Raw genomic sequence first — 17862 nt, forward strand, 5'->3', positions numbered from 1 at the left:
CTCGACCTCGCGGTAGTCCACACCGGCGTCCTGCAGCGCTTTCGTCCCCGACTCCCGCGCCATGTCCGGGTAGTCCCAGCCCTCGCGGCGGCCCGGCTTCTCGAACTTGGTCATGCCCACGCCGACCACGTAAACCTTGTTAGACATAACGCCCCTTCTTCGACCCTGGGCTTTCTTGACACCCGTCTAGTCGGCAGCTTAGCCGTGCGGGCCTTTGGGTCGGAACCCCCACGTCTTCCGATGCGCATCTCCGCGCGACATGCGTAGGCTCGAAACCGCAACCACGACGAAAGACCTACAACGATGAAGGCAAGATGAAGGCAACGGTTACACCCGAAGCCGCCAACGCCATCGCCGACATCGCCCAGCGTCATGGGCTCTCCCGCGAGGCGGTGCTGGCCATGCTGTTCGCCCTGCACACCGGCGGCGGCACCATGGCCCAGTTCGACATCCCCGAGCTCGGCGGCTCTGGGCAATGGATGCGGGGCGGGATGACGATGGTCGGCAACATGTTCGACAACGCGCTCAAGGCACGCGTCGACGCGCTGTGCAACGACCTGGCACAATTGCTCGCCACCACCACGGTGTTTCCCGCCTCGGCCCAGACCTCCTGGCACGCCCGAGCCGGGTTCACCTCGGGCAACTGGTGGCCGGCCGACCTCGGCGTGCCGAGTTCGGCGGGCGGACAGAACGATGCGCGCTACGCGATCTTCCCGGGCACTCGGCGGCTGGCAATCCAGATCAACGGCGTCACAAGGGTTTTTGACACTGGCGAGCACCAGATCGGCGGCGTCCAACAGCAGCAGGGCGGCGGATACGGCTCGGTGAGCTTCACCAGCCAACTCGGCACGTTCGACGTGTCGAGCCTGCGCGAGCTCGGCGCGCGGCAGGTGGCCGAAACTCCCGCCGCGGCACCCGTGGCACCTGCCCCGCAGTATCAGTCGCAGTATCAGTCCCATCCGGCCCCGCATGTGGCGCCTCAGACGCAGGCACCACCCCCTTCTTCAGCGCCCGCTTCCGGTGCGCCCGGGGATCCCACGGCCATCGTCGCGGCCATCGAGTCGCTGGCCGGGCTGCACGAGCGCGGCATCCTCTCCGACGAGGAGTTCGCCTCGAAGAAAGCTGAACTGCTCGGCCGGCTCTGATCGGCTACAGCCCCCTCATGGTCGCCGGGTGTAGACCGATTGCCCGGCTCCTCCTCAGTCCGTTCCGGACTGCATCGTGGCCGGGCGTAACACCACCACCGGCTTGGTCCCCGCGCCCTCGTCACGCAGCAGTGCGATCACCCGGCCGTCCGCGTCGCTGGCGGCGTAGACGCCGTCCATGCCGGCCGGCGAAAGCGGCCGTCCGTGGCTGGTTGCCTCGGCCTCCTGCGCGGTGAGGTCGCGGCGCGCGAACATCAGCAGGCAGGCGTCATCGAGGGTCTGCGTCAGCCGCGGCCGCTCGGCCAGTTCGTCGAGTGAACACGCCTGGTCCAGCTCGAAGCGCCCAACCCGGGTGCGGCGCAGCGAGGTCAGATGCCCGCCGACGCCGAGCGCAGCACCGAGATCGCGGGCCAGCGCGCGGATATAGGTTCCCGATGAGCAGTCGACTTCGACATCGAGGTCGACGAGCTGCTCGTGGGATCGGACGGCCAGCATCTCGAACCGGTCGATGCGCACCGGCCGCGCTTGCAGCTCGACGGCGTGACCCTCGCGGACCAGGCGGTAGGCGCGGCGGCCGTCGACCTTGATCGCGCTGACCGCAGACGGCACCTGCTTGATGTCACCACGCAGCCCGCTCATCGCCTCGGCGATATCTCCGGTTGTCAGATCCTCGGCCGAAACCGATTGCAGCAGTTCGCCTTCGGCGTCCTCGGTGGACGTGGTCTGGCCCAGGCGAATGGTCGCGGCATACGATTTCGAGGCCCCGGTAAGCAGGCCGAGGATCTTGGTGGCACGCTCCACCCCGATCACCAGCACACCGGTGGCCATCGGGTCCAGCGTTCCCGCGTGTCCCACCTTTCTGGTGGAAAAGATTCGCCGACAGCGCCCCACCACGTCATGACTGGTCATCCCGGCCGGCTTGTCGACGACGACTATCCCGGGTCCGATATCGCGGCCTTTCGGGTTGTCCGTCATCAGATTTGCGGCGTGAAAACTCGCGGCTTCAGCCGGGAGAGGAACCGTCCCCCTCCTTTCGGCGGGTTGTCGGTGGTCCTACCTAGGTTGTTCATGCGTGCAGGTGTCGGTTGCTTCCCAGCCCTGAGCAGGTGGTCGCGTTGGCCGAGCACTGTCGCCATGCCCGGTTTGTCTGGAATCTGGCCGTCGAGCAGCAGCGGCACTGGCAGCCAGGTCGCCACGCGCCCAGTTACAACGACCAATGCGCGCAATTGACTGCAGCCCGCGCCGAATATGACTGGTTGGCAGCTGGGTCCCAAACAGTGCAGCAGCAGCAGGCGTTGCGCGAGTTCGCGCAGGCCATGCGGAACTTTGTCGATGGCACTCACCGTCGCCCGACGTGGCGCAAGGACGGCAAGCATGAAGGTTTCCGGCAGGTCGGAGTCAAACCGCGCCACACCAAACGGCTGAGCCGCCGCTATGGGCAGGTCTGGGTACCGAAGGTCGGTTCGGCGCGGTTCCGCTGGACCCGCACCATCGCCGACAGTGTGAAGTCGTACCGAGTCACCTTGGATCGGTCTGGGTGCTGGCACATAGCTTTTGCCGCCGTCCCCGACGCTGTCGCGCGACCCGGTGACGGCAGCGTGGTGGGTGTGGATCGCGGCGTAGCGGTCTCGGTTGCGCTGTCCAACGAGGAGCTGCTGCATGCACCCAGCCTTCGTGCCGGCGAAACCAAACGACTGCGCCGATTGCAGCGGCATCTGGCCCGGGCGCAGCGCGGATCTCACCGGCGAGCACGAACAAAGCTGGCCATCGCGAAGTTGCGCGCCCGCGAAACGGATCGCCGCCGTGACTGGGTGCAAAAGACCACCACCGATGTGGCGCGCCGCTTCGACACCATCCGCGTCGAGGACTTGGTCGAGGACTTGAAGGTGCGCGCGATGACCCGCACCCCGCGCGGAACTCGTGAATGCCCGGGCACCCGCGTCGCGCAGAAACGGGGTCTCAACCGTGAGATCAGCCGCCAAGGGTGGGGACTGGTGGTGGCCCGGTTGGAGCACAAGGCCCGCGGGCGGCTGGAATTGGTTCCCGCAGCGTATACGTCGCAACGATGCTCTTGTTGTGGGCATGTCGCGCCGGAAAACCGCAAGAGCCAAGCGGTTTTCCAGTGCGTCGCCTGCAGCGCGGGGCCGTGCAACGCGGACGTCAACGCCGCACGCAACATCGCCGCCGGACGGGCGGTGACAGCACGGGGAGACCTCGGCGCTAGCCGGTCTGTGAACCGTGAACCTCAATTCTGTTCTCCTGCTGCCTAGGATCGACGGGGTTGGAATCCACCGGCTAAACGGGGTGGAGGACGTCAAAGCACGATGGCGGTCAGCACCAGCCCGCGCCCGACCGACCAGCGGCCCCTCAGCGCGGTCAGCGGCGGACCCGACAGCGCCTCCGGGTCGATCAGGATTTTGGAGACGAATTCTCCGGCGGCAGTGCCGGACGGATCGACGTCGAACACGATGTGCGCGTCCTCGAAACCCAACCACCGCTTGGTCAGCGGAAACCACGCCTTGTATGTTGCTTCCTTGGCGCAGAACAGAATCCGGTCCCAGTGCAGGCCCTTGGGCAGCGCGGCGATTTCGTGCCGTTCCTCGTCGAGCGCGATCGCATCCAGCACACCCTGCGGCAACACGTCGTGCGGTTCGGCGTCGATGCCCAACGAGCGCACCGCGGCGCTGCGTCCCACCACCGCGCCGCGGTAGCCGGTGCAGTGGGTGAGGCTGCCGACCACGCCGTCGGGCCAGCACGGTTCTCCCTTGTCGCCCTTGAGGATTGGCACCGGCGGAACGCCAAGCTCGCCGAGCGCGATCCGGGCACAGTGACGGACAGTGATGAACTCGTTGCGCCGCTTGGCAACCGACTTGGCGATCAGCGGCTCCTCTTCGGGCAGCGGGGTCAGGCCCGGCGGGTCGGAATAGACCTCCGCATACGCCAGCTCCTCCGGTGCCGTGTCGGGCAGCACCGACGACACCAGCACGCCGGCGGTCATCGGGACTGCCGCTGCCGGATTCGTTCCCGGTGTTGCACAGCCTGCGCCTTCATTTCGGGGGTGATCACGAAGTGACCGCCGAAATCGTTGAGGTATCCGGGCGCGTACTGCGGGTCGGGCAGCACCTGGCGCAGCCAGCTGTACGGCTTGCGGCGCCGCCACTCGCGCGGATAACCCACCGACACCTCTTCGAACCGCACGTCGTCGTACCAGGTGGTCCGCGGAATATGTAGATGCCCGTACACCGAACAGACGGCGTTGTAGCGGGTGTGCCAGTCGGCGGTCTTGGTGGTTCCGCACCACAGCGAGAATTCCGGGTAGAACAACGCGTCGCAGGGCTCGCGCACCAGCGGAAAGTGGTTCACGAGGACGGTCGGTGTCATCCAGTCGAGCTGTTCGAGGCGGGCGCGGGTGCTGGCCAGCCGGTCGCGGCACCAGGCCTCCCGGGTCGGGTAGGGCTCCGGTGAGAGCAGGAACTCGTCGGTGGCCACCACGTTGCGCTGCCGCGCGATGGCCATGCCTTCGGCTTTGCTGGTCGCCCCCTGCGGCAAGAAGCTGTAGTCGTAGAGCAAGAACATCGGCACGATCGTGGCCGGGCCGCCCCGCTCGGTCCACACCGGGAACGGGTGCTCGGGCGTGACCACGCCCATCTCGTCGCACAGGTTGACCAGGTAGTCGTAGCGCGCGCGGCCGAAGACCTGCACCGGATCCCGGGTGGTGGTCCACAGCTCGTGGTTGCCGGGCACCCAGATCACCTTGGCGAACCGCCGTCGCAGCAGATCCAGCGTCCAGCGGATCTCGTCGGCGCGTTCGGCGACGTCGCCGGCGACGATCAGCCAATCCTCCGGCGACGACGGATGCAGCGACTCGGCCACCGGCTTGTTGCCGAGGTGACCGGTGTGCAGGTCGGAGACCGCCCACAGTGTCGGTTGTCCGCCGTTGCTCGCCTCCACGATTAACCACCCTAATGATCCGGCGGCATATTCGCGGATCAGCTCCCGCCCGCCGGCTAGAACAGGTTCCTGTATTGGCTGTGACGCCGGCCACGCGACTTGTATAGTCCGGGCAAGGGACCGCCAAGGCAGGGGGCGTCATGTTGACCAGGCTGCGCCTGATCGGAGCGTTCAGCGCGCTGATCACGGCGGTCATCGGCGGCACGGTGGGTTGGCGGGGCGCCCCGCCCGCGCCGACCGGGGGCGAGACCGTCCAGCTGCGATCGACCGCCCAGCCGATGGAAACGCCGGAAACCACAATGAAGAGCCCGATCGTGGCAACCACCGATCCGCGCCCGTTCGATGCATGCGAGGACATCCCCTTCGACGTCATCCAGCGTCTCGGGCTGGGGTTCACCCCGCCCGAACACGAGGACGGCCTGCGCTGCCACTTCGACGCGGGCAACTACCAGGTAGCCGTCGAACCGATCATCTGGCGCACCTACGCGGCGAGCCTGCCGCCTGACGCCCTCGAGACCGACATCGGGGGTCACCGCGCCGCGCAGTACTGGGTGATGAAGCCGACCTACCACAACAGCTTCTGGTTCTACTCCTGCATGGTGGCGTTCAAGACCAGCTACGGCCTCATCCAGCAGGCGCTGTACTACTCGACCGTCTACTCCGATCCCAACGTCGACTGCATGGCCACCAACCTGCAGCGGGCCAACGACTTAGCGCCTTACTACAAGTTCTAGCCATGTCCCAGACGTCGTCCGTGACATCCATTCATCCGGTGGAACCCAGGCTGAGCACCCTGACCAGGGCCGGCGGCCAGGCCGCCGGAAGGGCCCTCGGCAGAATGCTGGGTCTGCCGCGGCCGACCACCCGCTACACCGTGAGTAGTGTCCGCGTCCCGATGCGCGACGGCATCCAGCTGGTCGCCGACCACTACGCGCCCGCTACGTCTCGCCCCGCGGGCACCTTGCTGGTCCGCGGACCCTATGGCCGCGGGTTTCCGTTCGCGCTGATGTTCGCCAGGCTGTATGCCGACCGCGGCTACCACGTCGTGCTGCAGAGCGTGCGCGGAACGTTCGGGTCGGCCGGCGAGTTCGAGCCGATGGTCAACGAGGCCGCCGACGGTGCGGACACCGTGGTGTGGCTGCGTCAGCAACCCTGGTTCACCGGCCGGTTCGCCACCATGGGAGTGTCGTACCTGGGATACACCCAGTGGGCGCTGCTGTCCGATCCGCCCCCGGAACTGGCCGCGGCGGTGATCACCGCGGGCCCGCACGACTTGCCGGCCTCGGTGTGGGGCACCGGCTCGTTCGCCGTCAACGACTTCCTGGGCTGGAGCGACCTGGTTGCCCACCAGGAGGACCCGGCGCGCATCCGGGAGGGGATCCGTCAGGTGCGGGCCGCTCGACGGGTGGCGCGCGCGGCTGCCGAGTTGCCGATGGGTGCAGCGGCCCGGGCGCTGCTCGACTCGGGTGCGCCGTGGTTCGAATCGTGGGCCGAACACTCCGACCACAGCGATCCGTTCTGGGAGCGGATGCGGGTGCCCGCCGCGCTGGACCGTGTGCAGGTGCCGGTGCTGTTGCTGGGTGGCTGGCAAGACGTTTTCCTGCGGCAGACGCTGCAGCAGTACCGGCACCTGCGCGACCGGGGCGTCGACGTCGCACTGACGATGGGGCCCTGGACACACACCGAGCTGCTCAGCAAGGGGCTGGCCACCAGCGTCCGGGAATCACTGGATTGGCTGGGCACTCACCTGGGCGGCGCGCCGAGGCGGCGTCCCAGCGCTGTCAATGTTTTCGTCAACGGGCAGGGCTGTCGCAATCTGCCTGACTGGCCGCCCGCCACCACCGACCGCCCGCTGTACCTGCGGCCCGGCGGCTACCTCGGCAAGACCGAACCGGCCGCGGAAACGCCGCCGGCGACATTCCGCTATGACCCTGCCGACCCGACGCCCACCACCGGCGGTCCGCTGCTGTCTCCCAACGGTGGTTACCGCGACGACAGCCGGCTCGCACTGCGCGCTGACGTGCTCGACTTCACCGGCGCCACCCTCATCCGCGATCTGTACGTGTACGGAAACCCGGTCATCGAGCTGGTGCACACCTCGGACAATCCAAATGTCGACCTGTTCGTCCGGGTCAGCGAGGTCGACACCAAAGGCCGGTCCCGCAATGTCAGCGACGGCTACCTTCGCCTGGGCGCTGCCCAAGACCCCGCGCAGGACACGGTCAGTATCGAACTCGACGCCGCCGCCCACCGCTTCAGGGCGGGCTCACGCATCCGCGTCCTGATCGCCGGCAGTTGGTTCCCCCGCTACGCGCGCAACCTCGGCACCGAAGAAGCGGTGTTGACGGCCCGGCAGCTGAAGCCGGCCACCCATTCCGTGCATTTCGGACGTTCCCGGCTGCTGCTTCCCGTCGGCCCGGCCGACCCTTCAGCCGACCCCTCAACCGACTAAGTCGCTGACCCGGGCCGCGACGCCGGCTAGCACCTCGTCGTCGTGTACCGGCGCCGCTAGCGCGGGCCGCACGGGCAACTGCACCCAGCTGGTGCAGCCCGCGTACTCGGGGGTGCGAGCCAGGCGCACCGGCTCGATCAGCGGAATAGTGGACACCACCAACGCCGCCAGCTTGTGTTTGGGCCGGAAGTCGAGCCGGTCGGCGCGCACCGACTCGGCGGTCCAGATATGCAGATCCTCGATTGCGCCCAGATTGTCCGGGCGGTTAACCGGCAGTGCGGCAACGACCTTCGCCGCGGCCCGCACCAGCAGGTGCTCGTCGTCGCTGTCGGCGGCGGCCGCGTCGAGCAAGTCGCGGTGCTCGGGCCGGACCCGTTCGGCGTGGCTGTGCGCGACCGTCGGGAACAGCAGGAATTCCTGGGCCGCCACCTCGAACCGCTTTTCCCCGATCCCGCCCTTGCGCAGCAGCACACGCTGGCGACCGTCGAGCAGCGCGTGCACCACCGCGCTCCACTCCTTGAGCGCGGGCATCGTTGCTGCGCGGGTCATGTGGGCCCGGCCAGCCGAGCGACCACCTCGGGGCGGCGCAGCGGCGGGACGGTCTTAGGGGGCTGGCGCCGCGGCGGCAAGGTGCCCAGCAATCGTGTCGTGGTCGCGGTGACCTCGGCGACGGCGGTCTCAAAGGCCTCGAACGCGTCGGCATTGGCTGCCGACGGGTGGGTGATGCCGCTGACCTTGCGGACATACTGACGCGCCGCGGCCGCGATCTCTTCGGCCGTCGCGGCGGGCTGCAACCCGCGAAGTTCGGTGATGTTACGGCACATGCCTACCACGATAGGGCCGCCGCTACGGTGAGAAACACATGACCGACGACATCCTGCTGATCGAAACCAACGAGCGGGTGCGCACCCTGACCCTCAACCGGCCGCAGTCGCGCAATGCGCTGTCCGCGGCACTGCGGGACCGATTTTTCGGGGCCTTGACCGACGCCGAGACCGACGACGACGTCGACGTCGTCCTCGTCACCGGTGCGGATCCGGTGTTCTGCGCGGGGCTTGACCTCAAGGAGCTGGGTGGGCAGTCGGCGCTGCCGGACATCTCACCGCGCTGGCCATCGATGACCAAGCCGGTGATCGGCGCCATCAACGGCGCCGCGGTCACCGGCGGGCTGGAGCTGGTGCTGTACTGCGACGTCGTGATCGCCTCGGAGCAGGCCCGCTTCGCCGACACCCATGCGCGGGTCGGGCTGCTGCCCACCTGGGGGCTCAGCGTGCGGCTGCCGCAAAAGGTGGGGGTCGGTCTGGCCCGACGGATGAGCCTCACCGGGGACTACCTGTCGGCCGCCGACGCGCTGCGGGCCGGCCTGGTCACCGAGGTGGTGCCGCACGACCAGCTGCTGAGCACCGCCCGCCAGGTGGCGACCACCATCGTCGGCAACAACCAGAACGCAGTGCGGGCGTTACTGGCGTCCTACCACCGCATCGACGAGTCACAGACCAGCGAGGGCCTGTGGCTGGAAGCCATGGCGGCCAGGCAATTCCGGACCAGCGGCGACGACATCGCCGCCAACCGCGAGGGTGTGCTGCAACGCGGACGTTCGCAGGTGCGCTAGGCGGGCTCAGCGAATCCGCGTCTCGGTCGCGCTGTCGAAGAAGCGCACCTCCTGCCGGTGCGGCACGATCGACAACGAATCGCCCACAGCTACCGCGGTGCGCCGGTCGGTGCGGAACACGATGCGTTGCGCGCTTGACGACCACCCCTGCTGCCTGACAGGCGTTGCGTAGACGAATGATTCGAAGCCGAGCTCCTCCACCAACTCGACCTGAACGGGCAAGGATCCCGGAGCACCGGCGGCCGCCACATCCCAGGACTCCGGCCGAATGCCGATGAGCACCCGGTCCTTGCCGGCCGCGGAGCGTGGAACCGCGATCGCCAGATCCGGTGATGTCACGAGGCCGTCGGTCACCGTGGCGTCGATGAGGTTCATCGCCGGCGCCCCGATGAACGTGGCGACGAACGTGTTGACGGGATCGTCGTATAGCGCCCGCGGGGTGTTGACTTGTTGCAGCACACCATCTTTGAGTACAGCGACCCGGTCACCCATGGTCATTGCCTCGACTTGGTCGTGGGTGACGTAGACGGTGGTGGTACCCAGCCGCCGCTGCAATCCCGAGATCTGCGACCGGGTGCTCACCCGCAGCTTGGCATCCAGATTCGACAACGGCTCGTCCATGCAGAACACCTGGGGCCGCCGCACGATCGCACGCCCCATCGCCACCCGTTGCCGCTGCCCGCCGGAGAGCCTGGAAGGCTTGCGGTCCAGCAGCTCGCTCAATTCCAGCATGTCGGCGACTTCGAGCACCCGCCGGCGGGTATCGGTGCGTGACATGCCGTGGTTTCGCAACGCGAACCCCATGTTCTGCGCCACAGTCATATTCGGGTAGAGCGCATAGTTCTGGAACACCATCGCGACGTCGCGCGCCCGCGGCGGCAGGTGCGTCACATCCACGTCGCCGATGGTGATACGCCCGCTTTCAATATTTTTGGGGGGTTCCAGCCCGGCGAGCATGCGCAGGGTGGTGGACTTGCCGCATCCGGACGGGCCGACGAGCACCAGGAATTCGCCGTCGGCGATCTCGAGGTCCAGGTTGTCCACGGCGGGCGCGTCGGCACCCGGATAGCGATGGGTGACCGCGGAATACCGGACTTCAGCCATGGTGGAGACCCGGCAGCTTTCGCTTGATCTGGCGGTCGAGCACGACCTGCAGCTGTTGGTTGATGTCGGTGAAGGTGGTGGTCACGTCGGATCCCTTCAGTCCGATGGATTCCAGCCCGGCGGAGATGATGCGGTCTGCACCGGGCAGGAAAACGCGCGCGTAGTCCTGCGGGCGGGTATGCGGCAGCTGGTCGGCGGCCACGCGGGCGCGCGGGTTGTCGGCGAGATATTTCTGCTGGCTCGGGTCACGCAGGACGGACTTTCGCACGGCGAGATAGCCGGTGCGCTGGCTGAAATAGGCGGTGCTGGCCGGGCTGGTGACGAATGCGATGAACTTGAGCGCGTTGAGTTTTCGCTCGTCGGAGAGCTTGGCGGGAATCGCCAGCCCCGCCCCGCCCGTCGGACAGCCGGGCGCTCCGCCTGGTCCGGTGGGCAGCGGCGCGACAGCGAAATCGAACCTGGCGGCGTTGGTGATGCCGACCAGGGCGCCCGTCGACGCCACCGTCGACGCCAGGATGCCGGTGGCGAACTCGTTGGCGGTGTCGTTGGATATCGCGGCGTACCCCTTGGTATGGACGGAATCCCGCAGAAAGTTGCCCGCCGCGATGGTGGCCGGGTCGGTGAACGTCAACGTCCACTTGTCGGAGTAGGCGCCGCCGAATGCCCAGTTCGGTCCCTCGAACGTCCAGGAGATTGATTGGGCATTAGCCCAGCCGTGGGCCGATCTTCGGTCGCCGACGACGCGCTGCAGCTGCGGACCCCATTCCTCGAACTCATGCCAGGAGTTCGGTCCGCGGTCAGGCAGGCCGGCCGCTTCCCATGCCGGCTTGTTGTAGTAGAACAGCGGTGTCGAGCGCGCGTAGGGCAGCGCGTAGTGCCGGCCGTCGAATTCGTAGTCGGCCAGTAGCGAGTCGACGTAATCCGTGGTGTCCACCCCGGCCTGGCCGAACAGGTCATCCAGTGGGGCGATGACCCCCGACAGCGCGAAATGGAACCACCAAATATCGTCCAGCACAACGACATCGGGCACGTCGTTGCCGATGAGTGCGGCGTTGAACTTCTGCGCCACCTCGTCGTAGTCCTTGCCCGCGTCGATCAGCTTGACCGACAACCCGGGGAACTGGCCCTGGAAGCGGGCGATGAGCTCCTTTTCGACGGCGGTGGACTGGCCAGGGTGATTGGACCAGAACGCAATGGGACCCGAGCCGGTCTTCATCGAGACGCTGCCCCCCATCCCCGCACAACCGGCCGTCAGCGAAGTCATAGTCGTACCCGCCAACGACAAAAACGCCCGGCGGCTCAATGCGTTGATGGCGGCCATGTCAGCCCTTGACCGCGCCCGACGTCAGGCCCTTGATCATCTGCCGTTGCAAGACGATGAAGATGAGCAGGATGGGCAGCATCGCCAGCAGCGTCACCGCCATCACCGGGCCCCAGTTCGTCAAGCCCTCGGCTTGCTGCAGGAAGGTCAGGCCCACCGGCAGGGGCGCCACCGATTCGTCGTCGGACATCAAGAACGGCCACAGGTATTCGTTCCATTCGTTGACCACCGTGATGACGCCGAACGCCACCATGGTCGGCCCCGACATCGGCAACACGACCCGCAGCAACAGCTGCCACCAGCGCGCGCCGTCCATTCGGGCCGCCTCGATGACTTCGGCGGGCAGCGACAGAAAGTGGTTGCGCATCAAAAAGGTTCCGAAGGCGACACCGGCAAGGGGCAGGATGATGCCCGGAAAGGTGTTGCGCAGCCCGACTTGGGAGATCAACGCGTAGTTGGAAATCACCGTGATCTGGTTGGGCACCATCAACGCGGCGATGATCACCAAAAACACCGCGGTCTTGCCCGGGAACTCCACGAACACCAAGCCGAACGCGCTGAGCACACCGACAACGAACTTGACCGCGGCCAGCGCCGACGTGATGATCACCGAGTTGCGCAGGTACGTCCAGAACGGGATCTGCCGGGTGGCGGTCACGTAATTCTGCGGATGCCAGTGCGGCGGCCACCAGGTGGTCGGCTGCGAATAGACGTCGGGCTGCTCCTTGAACGACGTGAACAAGACGAACAGCAGCGGCCCGGCGATCAGCACGACGACCAACGACATCGCCGCATAGCCGAGCAACCGTGCGATCCTGCGCGGGCGGTCGGTCTTCAGAGTCACTGGCGCAGCTCTCGATCCATGACCCGCACTTGGTAGTACGTGATGGCCAACAGGACCAGGAACATGATGGTGGCGACGGTGGCGCCGTAACCTGCCCGGAAGTTACGGAAGGTCTCCAGATACACCTGGTACACCATGGTCGTGGTTCCGGTGCCCATGGGCCCGCCCCGGGTCATGACGTTGATGACGTCGAACACCTGCAACGAGTTGATCAGCACGGTGATCGACAAGAAGAACGTCGTCGGGCGCAGCTGTGGCAACAGCACCCGGCGGAAGGTGGCCCATCGGCTGGCGCCGTCGATTTCGGCCGCCTCCAACAGGTCTCGGCGCACTCCCTGCAACGCGGCCAGATAAATGACGAAGGTGTAGCCGAGGTTCTTCCAGATGTAGGTCACCGTCACCATGAACATCGCCCAGTGCGGGTCTTGGTAGAAGTCAGGCACGCCGACACCGATGCGGTGCAACAGGTCTTGCACCAGACCGAAATGCGGGTCGAAGACGAACTGGGCCGCCAGGCCGACGGCGGCGCCAGAGATCACGAACGGCGCGAACACAGTCGAGCGCACCAGGTTTCGCCCGCGCAATGGTTGATCGAGCAACATGGCCAGCACCAAACCCAGCACCATCGAACCGATCACCGCCGCCACCGTGAACACCGCCGTGTTGAGCACGATCTGGCGGGTATCGGCACGAGTGAACCACTCGACGTAATTCGACAACCCCACGAACTGCGCCGTGGGGTCGGAGATATTCCAGTCGAAAAATGACAGCCGGATGTTGTCGGCCAACGGGCGGTAGATGAACAGCAGTAATAACGCCACATTGGGGCCCACCAAGACGACGAACAATGCGTAGTCCCTCGACGGCCGGTGCCGCCGTGTGAGCCGGTTCCCCGGCGAAAGTGTTCGCTGGGTCGTCGCCATCGGCGCAGTGTACCGGTCCGCGGGCCGACGCTGATGTTGTTTGCCGGACGTCAACAGGCGCTTCGCGAGCTCAGATCGTTACCTGTCGACCAAGCTCGCCGGGCGCGACACCACCACCGATTTCACCCGCGCGTCGGCGTTGCGTAGCAATGCGACCACCCGTCCGGCCATCACTTCGGCCGCGACGATGAAAACACCGTCACCCGCCGGGCCACCGAGTTGGCGCGCCCTCGCCGCCCACCCAGCGGCGAAGGCCCGCCAGCCGACGAACACCAGGCGCAGCACCATAAATGTGCTCAGCCCTGACCAGATACCGGCCAGTCCCCGCCCGAACACCAGCGGCGACCACATCGCCACCAACCGCTCGGCCGGGCTACGGCGCAGACGCTTGCAAGTCGGCTAACCGTGCGAGTGTGCGGTCCTCGCGCCCCCGCATGGCTCTTTAGCTTTCCGGGCAGGGCTTTGTTGAGGCGAACGACTTCAGTCGACTCCGTACTTGTTAGTTTTAAGAATCCCGCCATTCACCCACTACGGCGATTGTGGCGGCGAGCGAGCTATCGGTTTTGGGCAGATAGTCCTCTGCATGGGCGGCGCGCATGGTCCGTTGGACGCGCTTGCGCAGCTTACATGTCACGGTGGCACAGCGTTAGCCACATCCGCGTCGCTCAAACGGCGGCGACGAGGTTGGTCGAACTCACCAGGATCTCGACGAGAAAGACTGAGAAGTTCATGCGATCACAGTTACTTCCACCGACAAATAGTCGCCAAGGGCGTGTGTCTTCGGCCAATCGCCGGCACGCACCGCTCGAGCCAGATCCCCGACTAATGGGCTGGTAGCGCCGAGCTCAGCCAACCACGCGGACACCGTCGTCACGATTCCGTCCGCCGACACGTGCACTGTGGGCCCATCACGCAGACGATCGGTCAACTGGTAGACGGTCGCCGTGCGTTTCCTGTCGGTCTGCGACTTTCCTTGCGCGTCAGGCTTTATCCCGCCACCCGACCTGATGATGTGCCTTACAGAGGCCGGCGTCAGACGGCTCGCCAACCGGGCACCGCTCGTCGTCCTTCGCAGCGATGACCTGAACCAGCTGTGGACTAATCGAGCAACACCGAAGTTTTTAGGGTGCTCGCCGACTGTATTGGGCGACGCATTGGCGGTGGTAGTCATGAAGACACCGTTCGACGAAATCCGTGCCGTCTCACGAGTAGTGCACTACCCGACTTCGCCAGTCCGCAGCCTGCTCCAAGCAGGCAACGATGTGACGGCAGCTTCGCGGAGCTTGTCCAGCAGACGTGCGACCGCAACCCGCGTTGCAGAGGACATAGCCACCTCGAAGGGGCTCTATCTGCTCACGTCGGATCTCGATGAAAGCGGCATCGTCCCGAATGCTTTGCTGCCGGCCATCATGGGGTTACCGCCCCTCATCATGGCCCGCAACGAGATCATTTCACGCCCTGGTATTTTCGATCCTCGTCGGCCGCATTGCGCGACACGTTGGCTACTGCACTCCACGGACGATCACCTGACGCCTCTGGCATCACCCAGGCCCATCGCGAGTGCCGCGCGCAGACGTACGGATTCAATACGCTTCAGCGGATCCGGGTGGTCGTTGAGTTGTTGCGGCGATTCATGACCCGTTATCCCAAACTCGCAGGCGTTTGCGATGATCGCACACACCCCTGCATCGATCGCCGTAATCGTGACCCCCTCGACCCGGTCGACCGGATTCCTGGTGGGGAACAACGACCCGGTTCGACCGCCACAAGTTTCCGAACGTCACGTCGATCGGCGCCGACCGCCCTGGCACGCCGCAGATCTCTCAGTCGTCTTCATATTTCACTCGTCCACCTGGAGTGCCGACCGAAAAGCACCACGCTGGCACCGGTATTGATTAGACGCACCCGCACCATAGTTCGCGACTGAGCCGCCGCAACCAGTCCTCGTTCGATCGCGAAAGGTCCGACCCCGCAACGAGATCATTTCACGCCCTGGTGTGTTCGATCCTCACCGGAAGCATTGGGCGACGCTGGGGCGGTGGTAGTCATAAAGACATCGTTCGGCGAAACCCGCGCGGTCTCGCGCGTAGCGCGCTACTCGAGTTCGTCACTCCACAGCTTGCTCCGGGCCGGTAATGACGTGGCGGTAGCTTTACGGAGCGTGTTCGCAGACGTGCGACCGCAGCCCGCGTTGCGGACGACATTAACCGCAATTGATGAGACGTTCCTGCTGTGCGGCCTCTAACACATCGCGCGCGTTGACAACTGGCGCAAGATACTTGGTCGCGTCGTGGTTGGCGTTGAGGACGGAGCCGGGCGTGGCGGCGACCCGCTATCTGCGGCGAGTTTCGGACCGCCGGATGGGACTACGGGTCGGATCGCCAGTGTGGCAACGCTTTCCAAGTCGCAGATATCCGTCATGGGCGTCCTACTCGGTCAACCGGATGTCGATCATCCCGAAATCCACCTGCCGTGGGTGCGCACCCTGCTGCACTCCATCGACATTCAGCCTGAGGCAGATCAGTTGAGTCCGGGTGGAGGCGAACCACCTCCACCCGGACTCGTGATTTGCGATTTGGTTTGCCTTCGACGGCTCACCGCATCTATTGGATTGCCATCGGCGCGCCATTGACCGTCGGCGGAATCCCCTCGGCCGCTACCGACGCCGCTTTTGCTGGGGTCGTCGTTGGCACGTCACGTCGCTCCTCTTGAGGGGGCTGGGACGAGCCAGTCGGCGATTGCTGAACAGCTGGAGCCGATGCCGGCTGCGCCGGAGTGCTGCGCCGTTTTCTCCTGTGCCGCAGTACCAGCGGTACCGTCAGCGCGGGCAGCAGGAGCACTACGGCCGCGGCCGCGCTATCCACCCATATCCACGGGAACGATTCCGCGGGTGCGGGCCGCTGCGCCAGGTGGACGCCGTTCTGCAGCAGAAAAGCACGCAGCCCGGCGGCGTCGGTGATGAAGTTGTTTCCCCGGGTTCCGTAGCCCTGGGAAACGAGGCCGACCACCTCGCCATCCGAGTTGATAGCTGGTCCGCCGCTCATCCCCGGCATGAAATTGACGTTAACCTCGGAGACCGGGACGCCGGTGCCCGAAACCTGCTGACCCGACACGCTGCCTGAGGTGAAGCTGGGCTGCGGCAGCCGCGATTTGTCGGTTGCACGACCCATCATGCCCGGAAAACCGACCACGGTCAGCGGCTCGCCGGAAGCGGGAGCTTTGTCCGCCACCACCAACGGCTCGAGTGGCTTGGATTCCACCACCTTGAGCAAGGCGTTGTCACCGTTGTTGGCGGGCTGGAACTGCACCACCTGCACGGTCGTCCACTGATCGATCACCCGGTCGGGGCCGTCGGGCTGCATAACTTCGACCTGACGCTCGGGCGGTGACCCGCGGTCATTGCCTACGACCGGCCATTGCTGGCCGTTGGCCCTCTGGAGCAAAGCGTCCGCAGCGGATTCGGGGAGTTTGCCCTGCTGAACTAGGGAATAAACCCACTCTTCCCGGATCCCGGCTTTGGTGTCTTCAGAGGTGTTGTCGACGCAGTGGCCGGCGGTCGCGATCAAACCCGACGGGTCCACCACGAAACCGGTGCACGTGAATGGGGCGACGGCCTTGAACCACTCGGGTTGTCCGTCGGGAAAGTAGTCACCGGGGACCTGCACCCAGCCTGTGTACTCAATCCAGACCTCGACGAGGGAGTGCTTGACCTTCTCGTTGATGGCGACCGCGCTCTCGGCGTGCCTGTTGTCGGCGTGTGCGAGTGGCGCGCTCAGCAGGAAGCCCGCCAACCCCAACGCCAGCGCTACCGCCACCAAGACCCGGTGCATGGCCATGGCGACAACACGCGTCCCGAGGCTCCGGCGTTTGGATACAGGTTCGGCGACTTCGATGGTGTGGGGGGTGCCGCCATACCCCGTCAGTAGTGTGGACATTTCAGTTTTCCTCCTTGCCGTTCGGCTCTTTTCCGGTTGGACCGGTTTGGGTCCAGGAGGGATGTTTGGTCAGCCAACACGGAAAAACCCGGGTAATGGGTACCTGTTTGTGCCAGCTAGCGACGCAGGTCTACCTGTTAGTGACGTGCTTAGTTGCAAGTAGCGCAAGTAGGACATCTTCTGACTTGCGCTTTTAGATGAAGCTGGCGGGACCCGGCCCTCGGCGGCGTCGTCCGGCAAAGCCTCTGATTGGCGCCCATAAGTGCACAGCTATGGCAGAGGTCGTCGATGCGCGGTTTCTCACGGTTCGCCCGCTTGAGTGAGCGGGGTGGCCATTCGACCGGTGTCAGCCGCCACCGCGACAGACGCACGCCAGCGGTCAAGGATGCCTCGAACACCGCCGCCCACTGCGCCGACGTCAGCAGGAAGCCGATCCAGACGCCATCGGACCGAGAAGCGGACAAGCCACAAGCCAGGACTGAGGAATCCTGCGTCATAGTTGGAATACTCGGTTATGCCATGTCGTCGGGGTCGACATTGCTATTGTCCGAAGACATCAGCTGCGAAGCCGTACC

General features: G+C 65.7%; 16 protein-coding genes and 3 pseudogenes. 5 read left to right on the forward strand and 14 right to left on the reverse strand.

Going from position 1 to position 17862, the window contains the following annotated elements; genetic code table 11:
• A pseudogene (locus tag ACLP9N_RS22530) lies at positions 1-147 on the reverse strand (lipid-transfer protein); the annotation flags it as partial.
• A 167-nt stretch (positions 148-314) separates the two neighbouring features.
• Here ACLP9N_RS22530 and ACLP9N_RS22535 point away from each other — a divergent pair.
• Positions 315-1145 carry an SHOCT domain-containing protein gene (locus ACLP9N_RS22535; RefSeq protein WP_442409475.1) on the forward strand — a complete coding sequence of 277 codons (831 nt, stop codon included), beginning with the start codon at positions 315-317 and terminating at the stop codon, positions 1143-1145.
• 54 nt (positions 1146-1199) lie between these two features.
• Here ACLP9N_RS22535 and truB read toward each other — a convergent pair whose 3' ends face one another.
• Positions 1200-2120, reverse strand: a complete 921-nt coding sequence (gene truB / locus ACLP9N_RS22540; protein WP_442409476.1) for a tRNA pseudouridine(55) synthase TruB — start codon at positions 2118-2120, stop codon at positions 1200-1202.
• A 107-nt stretch (positions 2121-2227) separates the two neighbouring features.
• On the opposite strand from truB, the pseudogene ACLP9N_RS22545 reads away from it, so the two are divergent.
• A pseudogene (locus ACLP9N_RS22545) lies at positions 2228-3415 on the forward strand (RNA-guided endonuclease InsQ/TnpB family protein); the annotation flags it as partial.
• A 44-nt stretch (positions 3416-3459) separates the two neighbouring features.
• Here ACLP9N_RS22545 and pptT read toward each other — a convergent pair.
• Both pptT and ACLP9N_RS22555 read right to left on the reverse strand, forming a co-directional pair.
• Positions 3460-4143, reverse strand: a complete 684-nt coding sequence (pptT, locus tag ACLP9N_RS22550) for a 4'-phosphopantetheinyl transferase PptT (protein WP_442409477.1) — start codon at positions 4141-4143, stop codon at positions 3460-3462.
• Positions 4140-5099, reverse strand: coding sequence for a metallophosphoesterase family protein (locus tag ACLP9N_RS22555; protein WP_442409493.1), 960 nt, complete (start codon positions 5097-5099; stop codon positions 4140-4142). The genes pptT and ACLP9N_RS22555 overlap by 4 nt, the downstream gene beginning before the upstream one ends.
• Positions 5100-5236: 137 nt before the next feature.
• Here ACLP9N_RS22555 and ACLP9N_RS22560 point away from each other — a divergent pair, with 137 nt between their 5' ends.
• Complete coding sequence (locus ACLP9N_RS22560; protein ID WP_442409478.1) at positions 5237-5830, forward strand: DUF3558 domain-containing protein; 594 nt, start codon at positions 5237-5239, stop codon at positions 5828-5830.
• A 2-nt stretch (positions 5831-5832) separates the two neighbouring features.
• Entirely contained in the window at positions 5833-7548 is a 1716-nt protein-coding gene (locus ACLP9N_RS22565) for a CocE/NonD family hydrolase (protein ID WP_442409479.1), read from the forward strand.
• Here the strand turns inward: ACLP9N_RS22565 and ACLP9N_RS22570 are convergent.
• On the reverse strand, positions 7537-8097 hold the full coding sequence (locus tag ACLP9N_RS22570; RefSeq protein WP_442409480.1) for a DUF1802 family protein: 561 nt from the start codon (positions 8095-8097) through the stop codon (positions 7537-7539). The two genes, ACLP9N_RS22565 and ACLP9N_RS22570, sit on opposite strands and share 12 nt — an antisense overlap.
• Positions 8094-8372 (reverse strand): DUF2277 domain-containing protein, encoded by a 279-nt coding sequence (locus tag ACLP9N_RS22575; RefSeq protein WP_442409481.1) that lies wholly within the window; start codon positions 8370-8372, stop codon positions 8094-8096. The genes ACLP9N_RS22570 and ACLP9N_RS22575 overlap by 4 nt, the downstream gene beginning before the upstream one ends.
• Positions 8373-8410: 38 nt before the next feature.
• Here ACLP9N_RS22575 and ACLP9N_RS22580 point away from each other — a divergent pair, with 38 nt between their 5' ends.
• Positions 8411-9160 carry an enoyl-CoA hydratase gene (locus ACLP9N_RS22580; protein WP_442409482.1) on the forward strand — a complete coding sequence of 250 codons (750 nt, stop codon included), beginning with the start codon at positions 8411-8413 and terminating at the stop codon, positions 9158-9160.
• A 6-nt stretch (positions 9161-9166) separates the two neighbouring features.
• On the opposite strand, the gene ACLP9N_RS22585 is transcribed toward ACLP9N_RS22580, so the two are convergent.
• The 8 genes and pseudogenes from ACLP9N_RS22585 to ACLP9N_RS22620 all read right to left on the reverse strand — a co-directional run bounded on the left by ACLP9N_RS22585 (position 9167) and on the right by ACLP9N_RS22620 (position 17287).
• Positions 9167-10264, reverse strand: coding sequence for an ABC transporter ATP-binding protein (locus tag ACLP9N_RS22585; RefSeq protein ID WP_442409483.1), 1098 nt, complete (start codon positions 10262-10264; stop codon positions 9167-9169).
• A complete protein-coding gene (locus ACLP9N_RS22590) occupies positions 10257-11576 on the reverse strand; it encodes an ABC transporter substrate-binding protein (protein ID WP_442409494.1) in 1320 nt (439 codons plus the stop codon). The genes ACLP9N_RS22585 and ACLP9N_RS22590 overlap by 8 nt, the downstream gene beginning before the upstream one ends.
• A gap of 10 nt (positions 11577-11586) precedes the next feature.
• Positions 11587-12372: a carbohydrate ABC transporter permease gene (locus ACLP9N_RS22595; RefSeq protein ID WP_442409495.1), complete on the reverse strand. Its 786-nt coding sequence runs from the start codon at positions 12370-12372 to the stop codon at positions 11587-11589.
• A 53-nt stretch (positions 12373-12425) separates the two neighbouring features.
• Positions 12426-13352 carry a carbohydrate ABC transporter permease gene (locus ACLP9N_RS22600; protein WP_442409484.1) on the reverse strand — a complete coding sequence of 309 codons (927 nt, stop codon included), beginning with the start codon at positions 13350-13352 and terminating at the stop codon, positions 12426-12428.
• Positions 13353-13586: 234 nt separating this feature from the next.
• Positions 13587-13700, reverse strand: a pseudogene (locus tag ACLP9N_RS22605) (hypothetical protein); the annotation flags it as partial.
• Between the two features lie 379 nt (positions 13701-14079).
• A complete protein-coding gene (locus ACLP9N_RS22610; protein WP_442409496.1) occupies positions 14080-14343 on the reverse strand; it encodes a hypothetical protein in 264 nt (87 codons plus the stop codon).
• 531 nt (positions 14344-14874) lie between these two features.
• Positions 14875-15099 carry a PrpF domain-containing protein gene (locus ACLP9N_RS22615; protein ID WP_442409485.1) on the reverse strand — a complete coding sequence of 75 codons (225 nt, stop codon included), beginning with the start codon at positions 15097-15099 and terminating at the stop codon, positions 14875-14877.
• 856 nt (positions 15100-15955) lie between these two features.
• On the reverse strand, positions 15956-17287 hold the full coding sequence (locus ACLP9N_RS22620) for a S1 family peptidase (protein ID WP_442409486.1): 1332 nt from the start codon (positions 17285-17287) through the stop codon (positions 15956-15958).
• Positions 17288-17862 lie beyond the last annotated feature (575 nt).

This window comes from Mycobacterium sp., assembly GCF_052144515.1.
Classification (GTDB): Bacteria; Actinomycetota; Actinomycetes; order Mycobacteriales; family Mycobacteriaceae; genus Mycobacterium.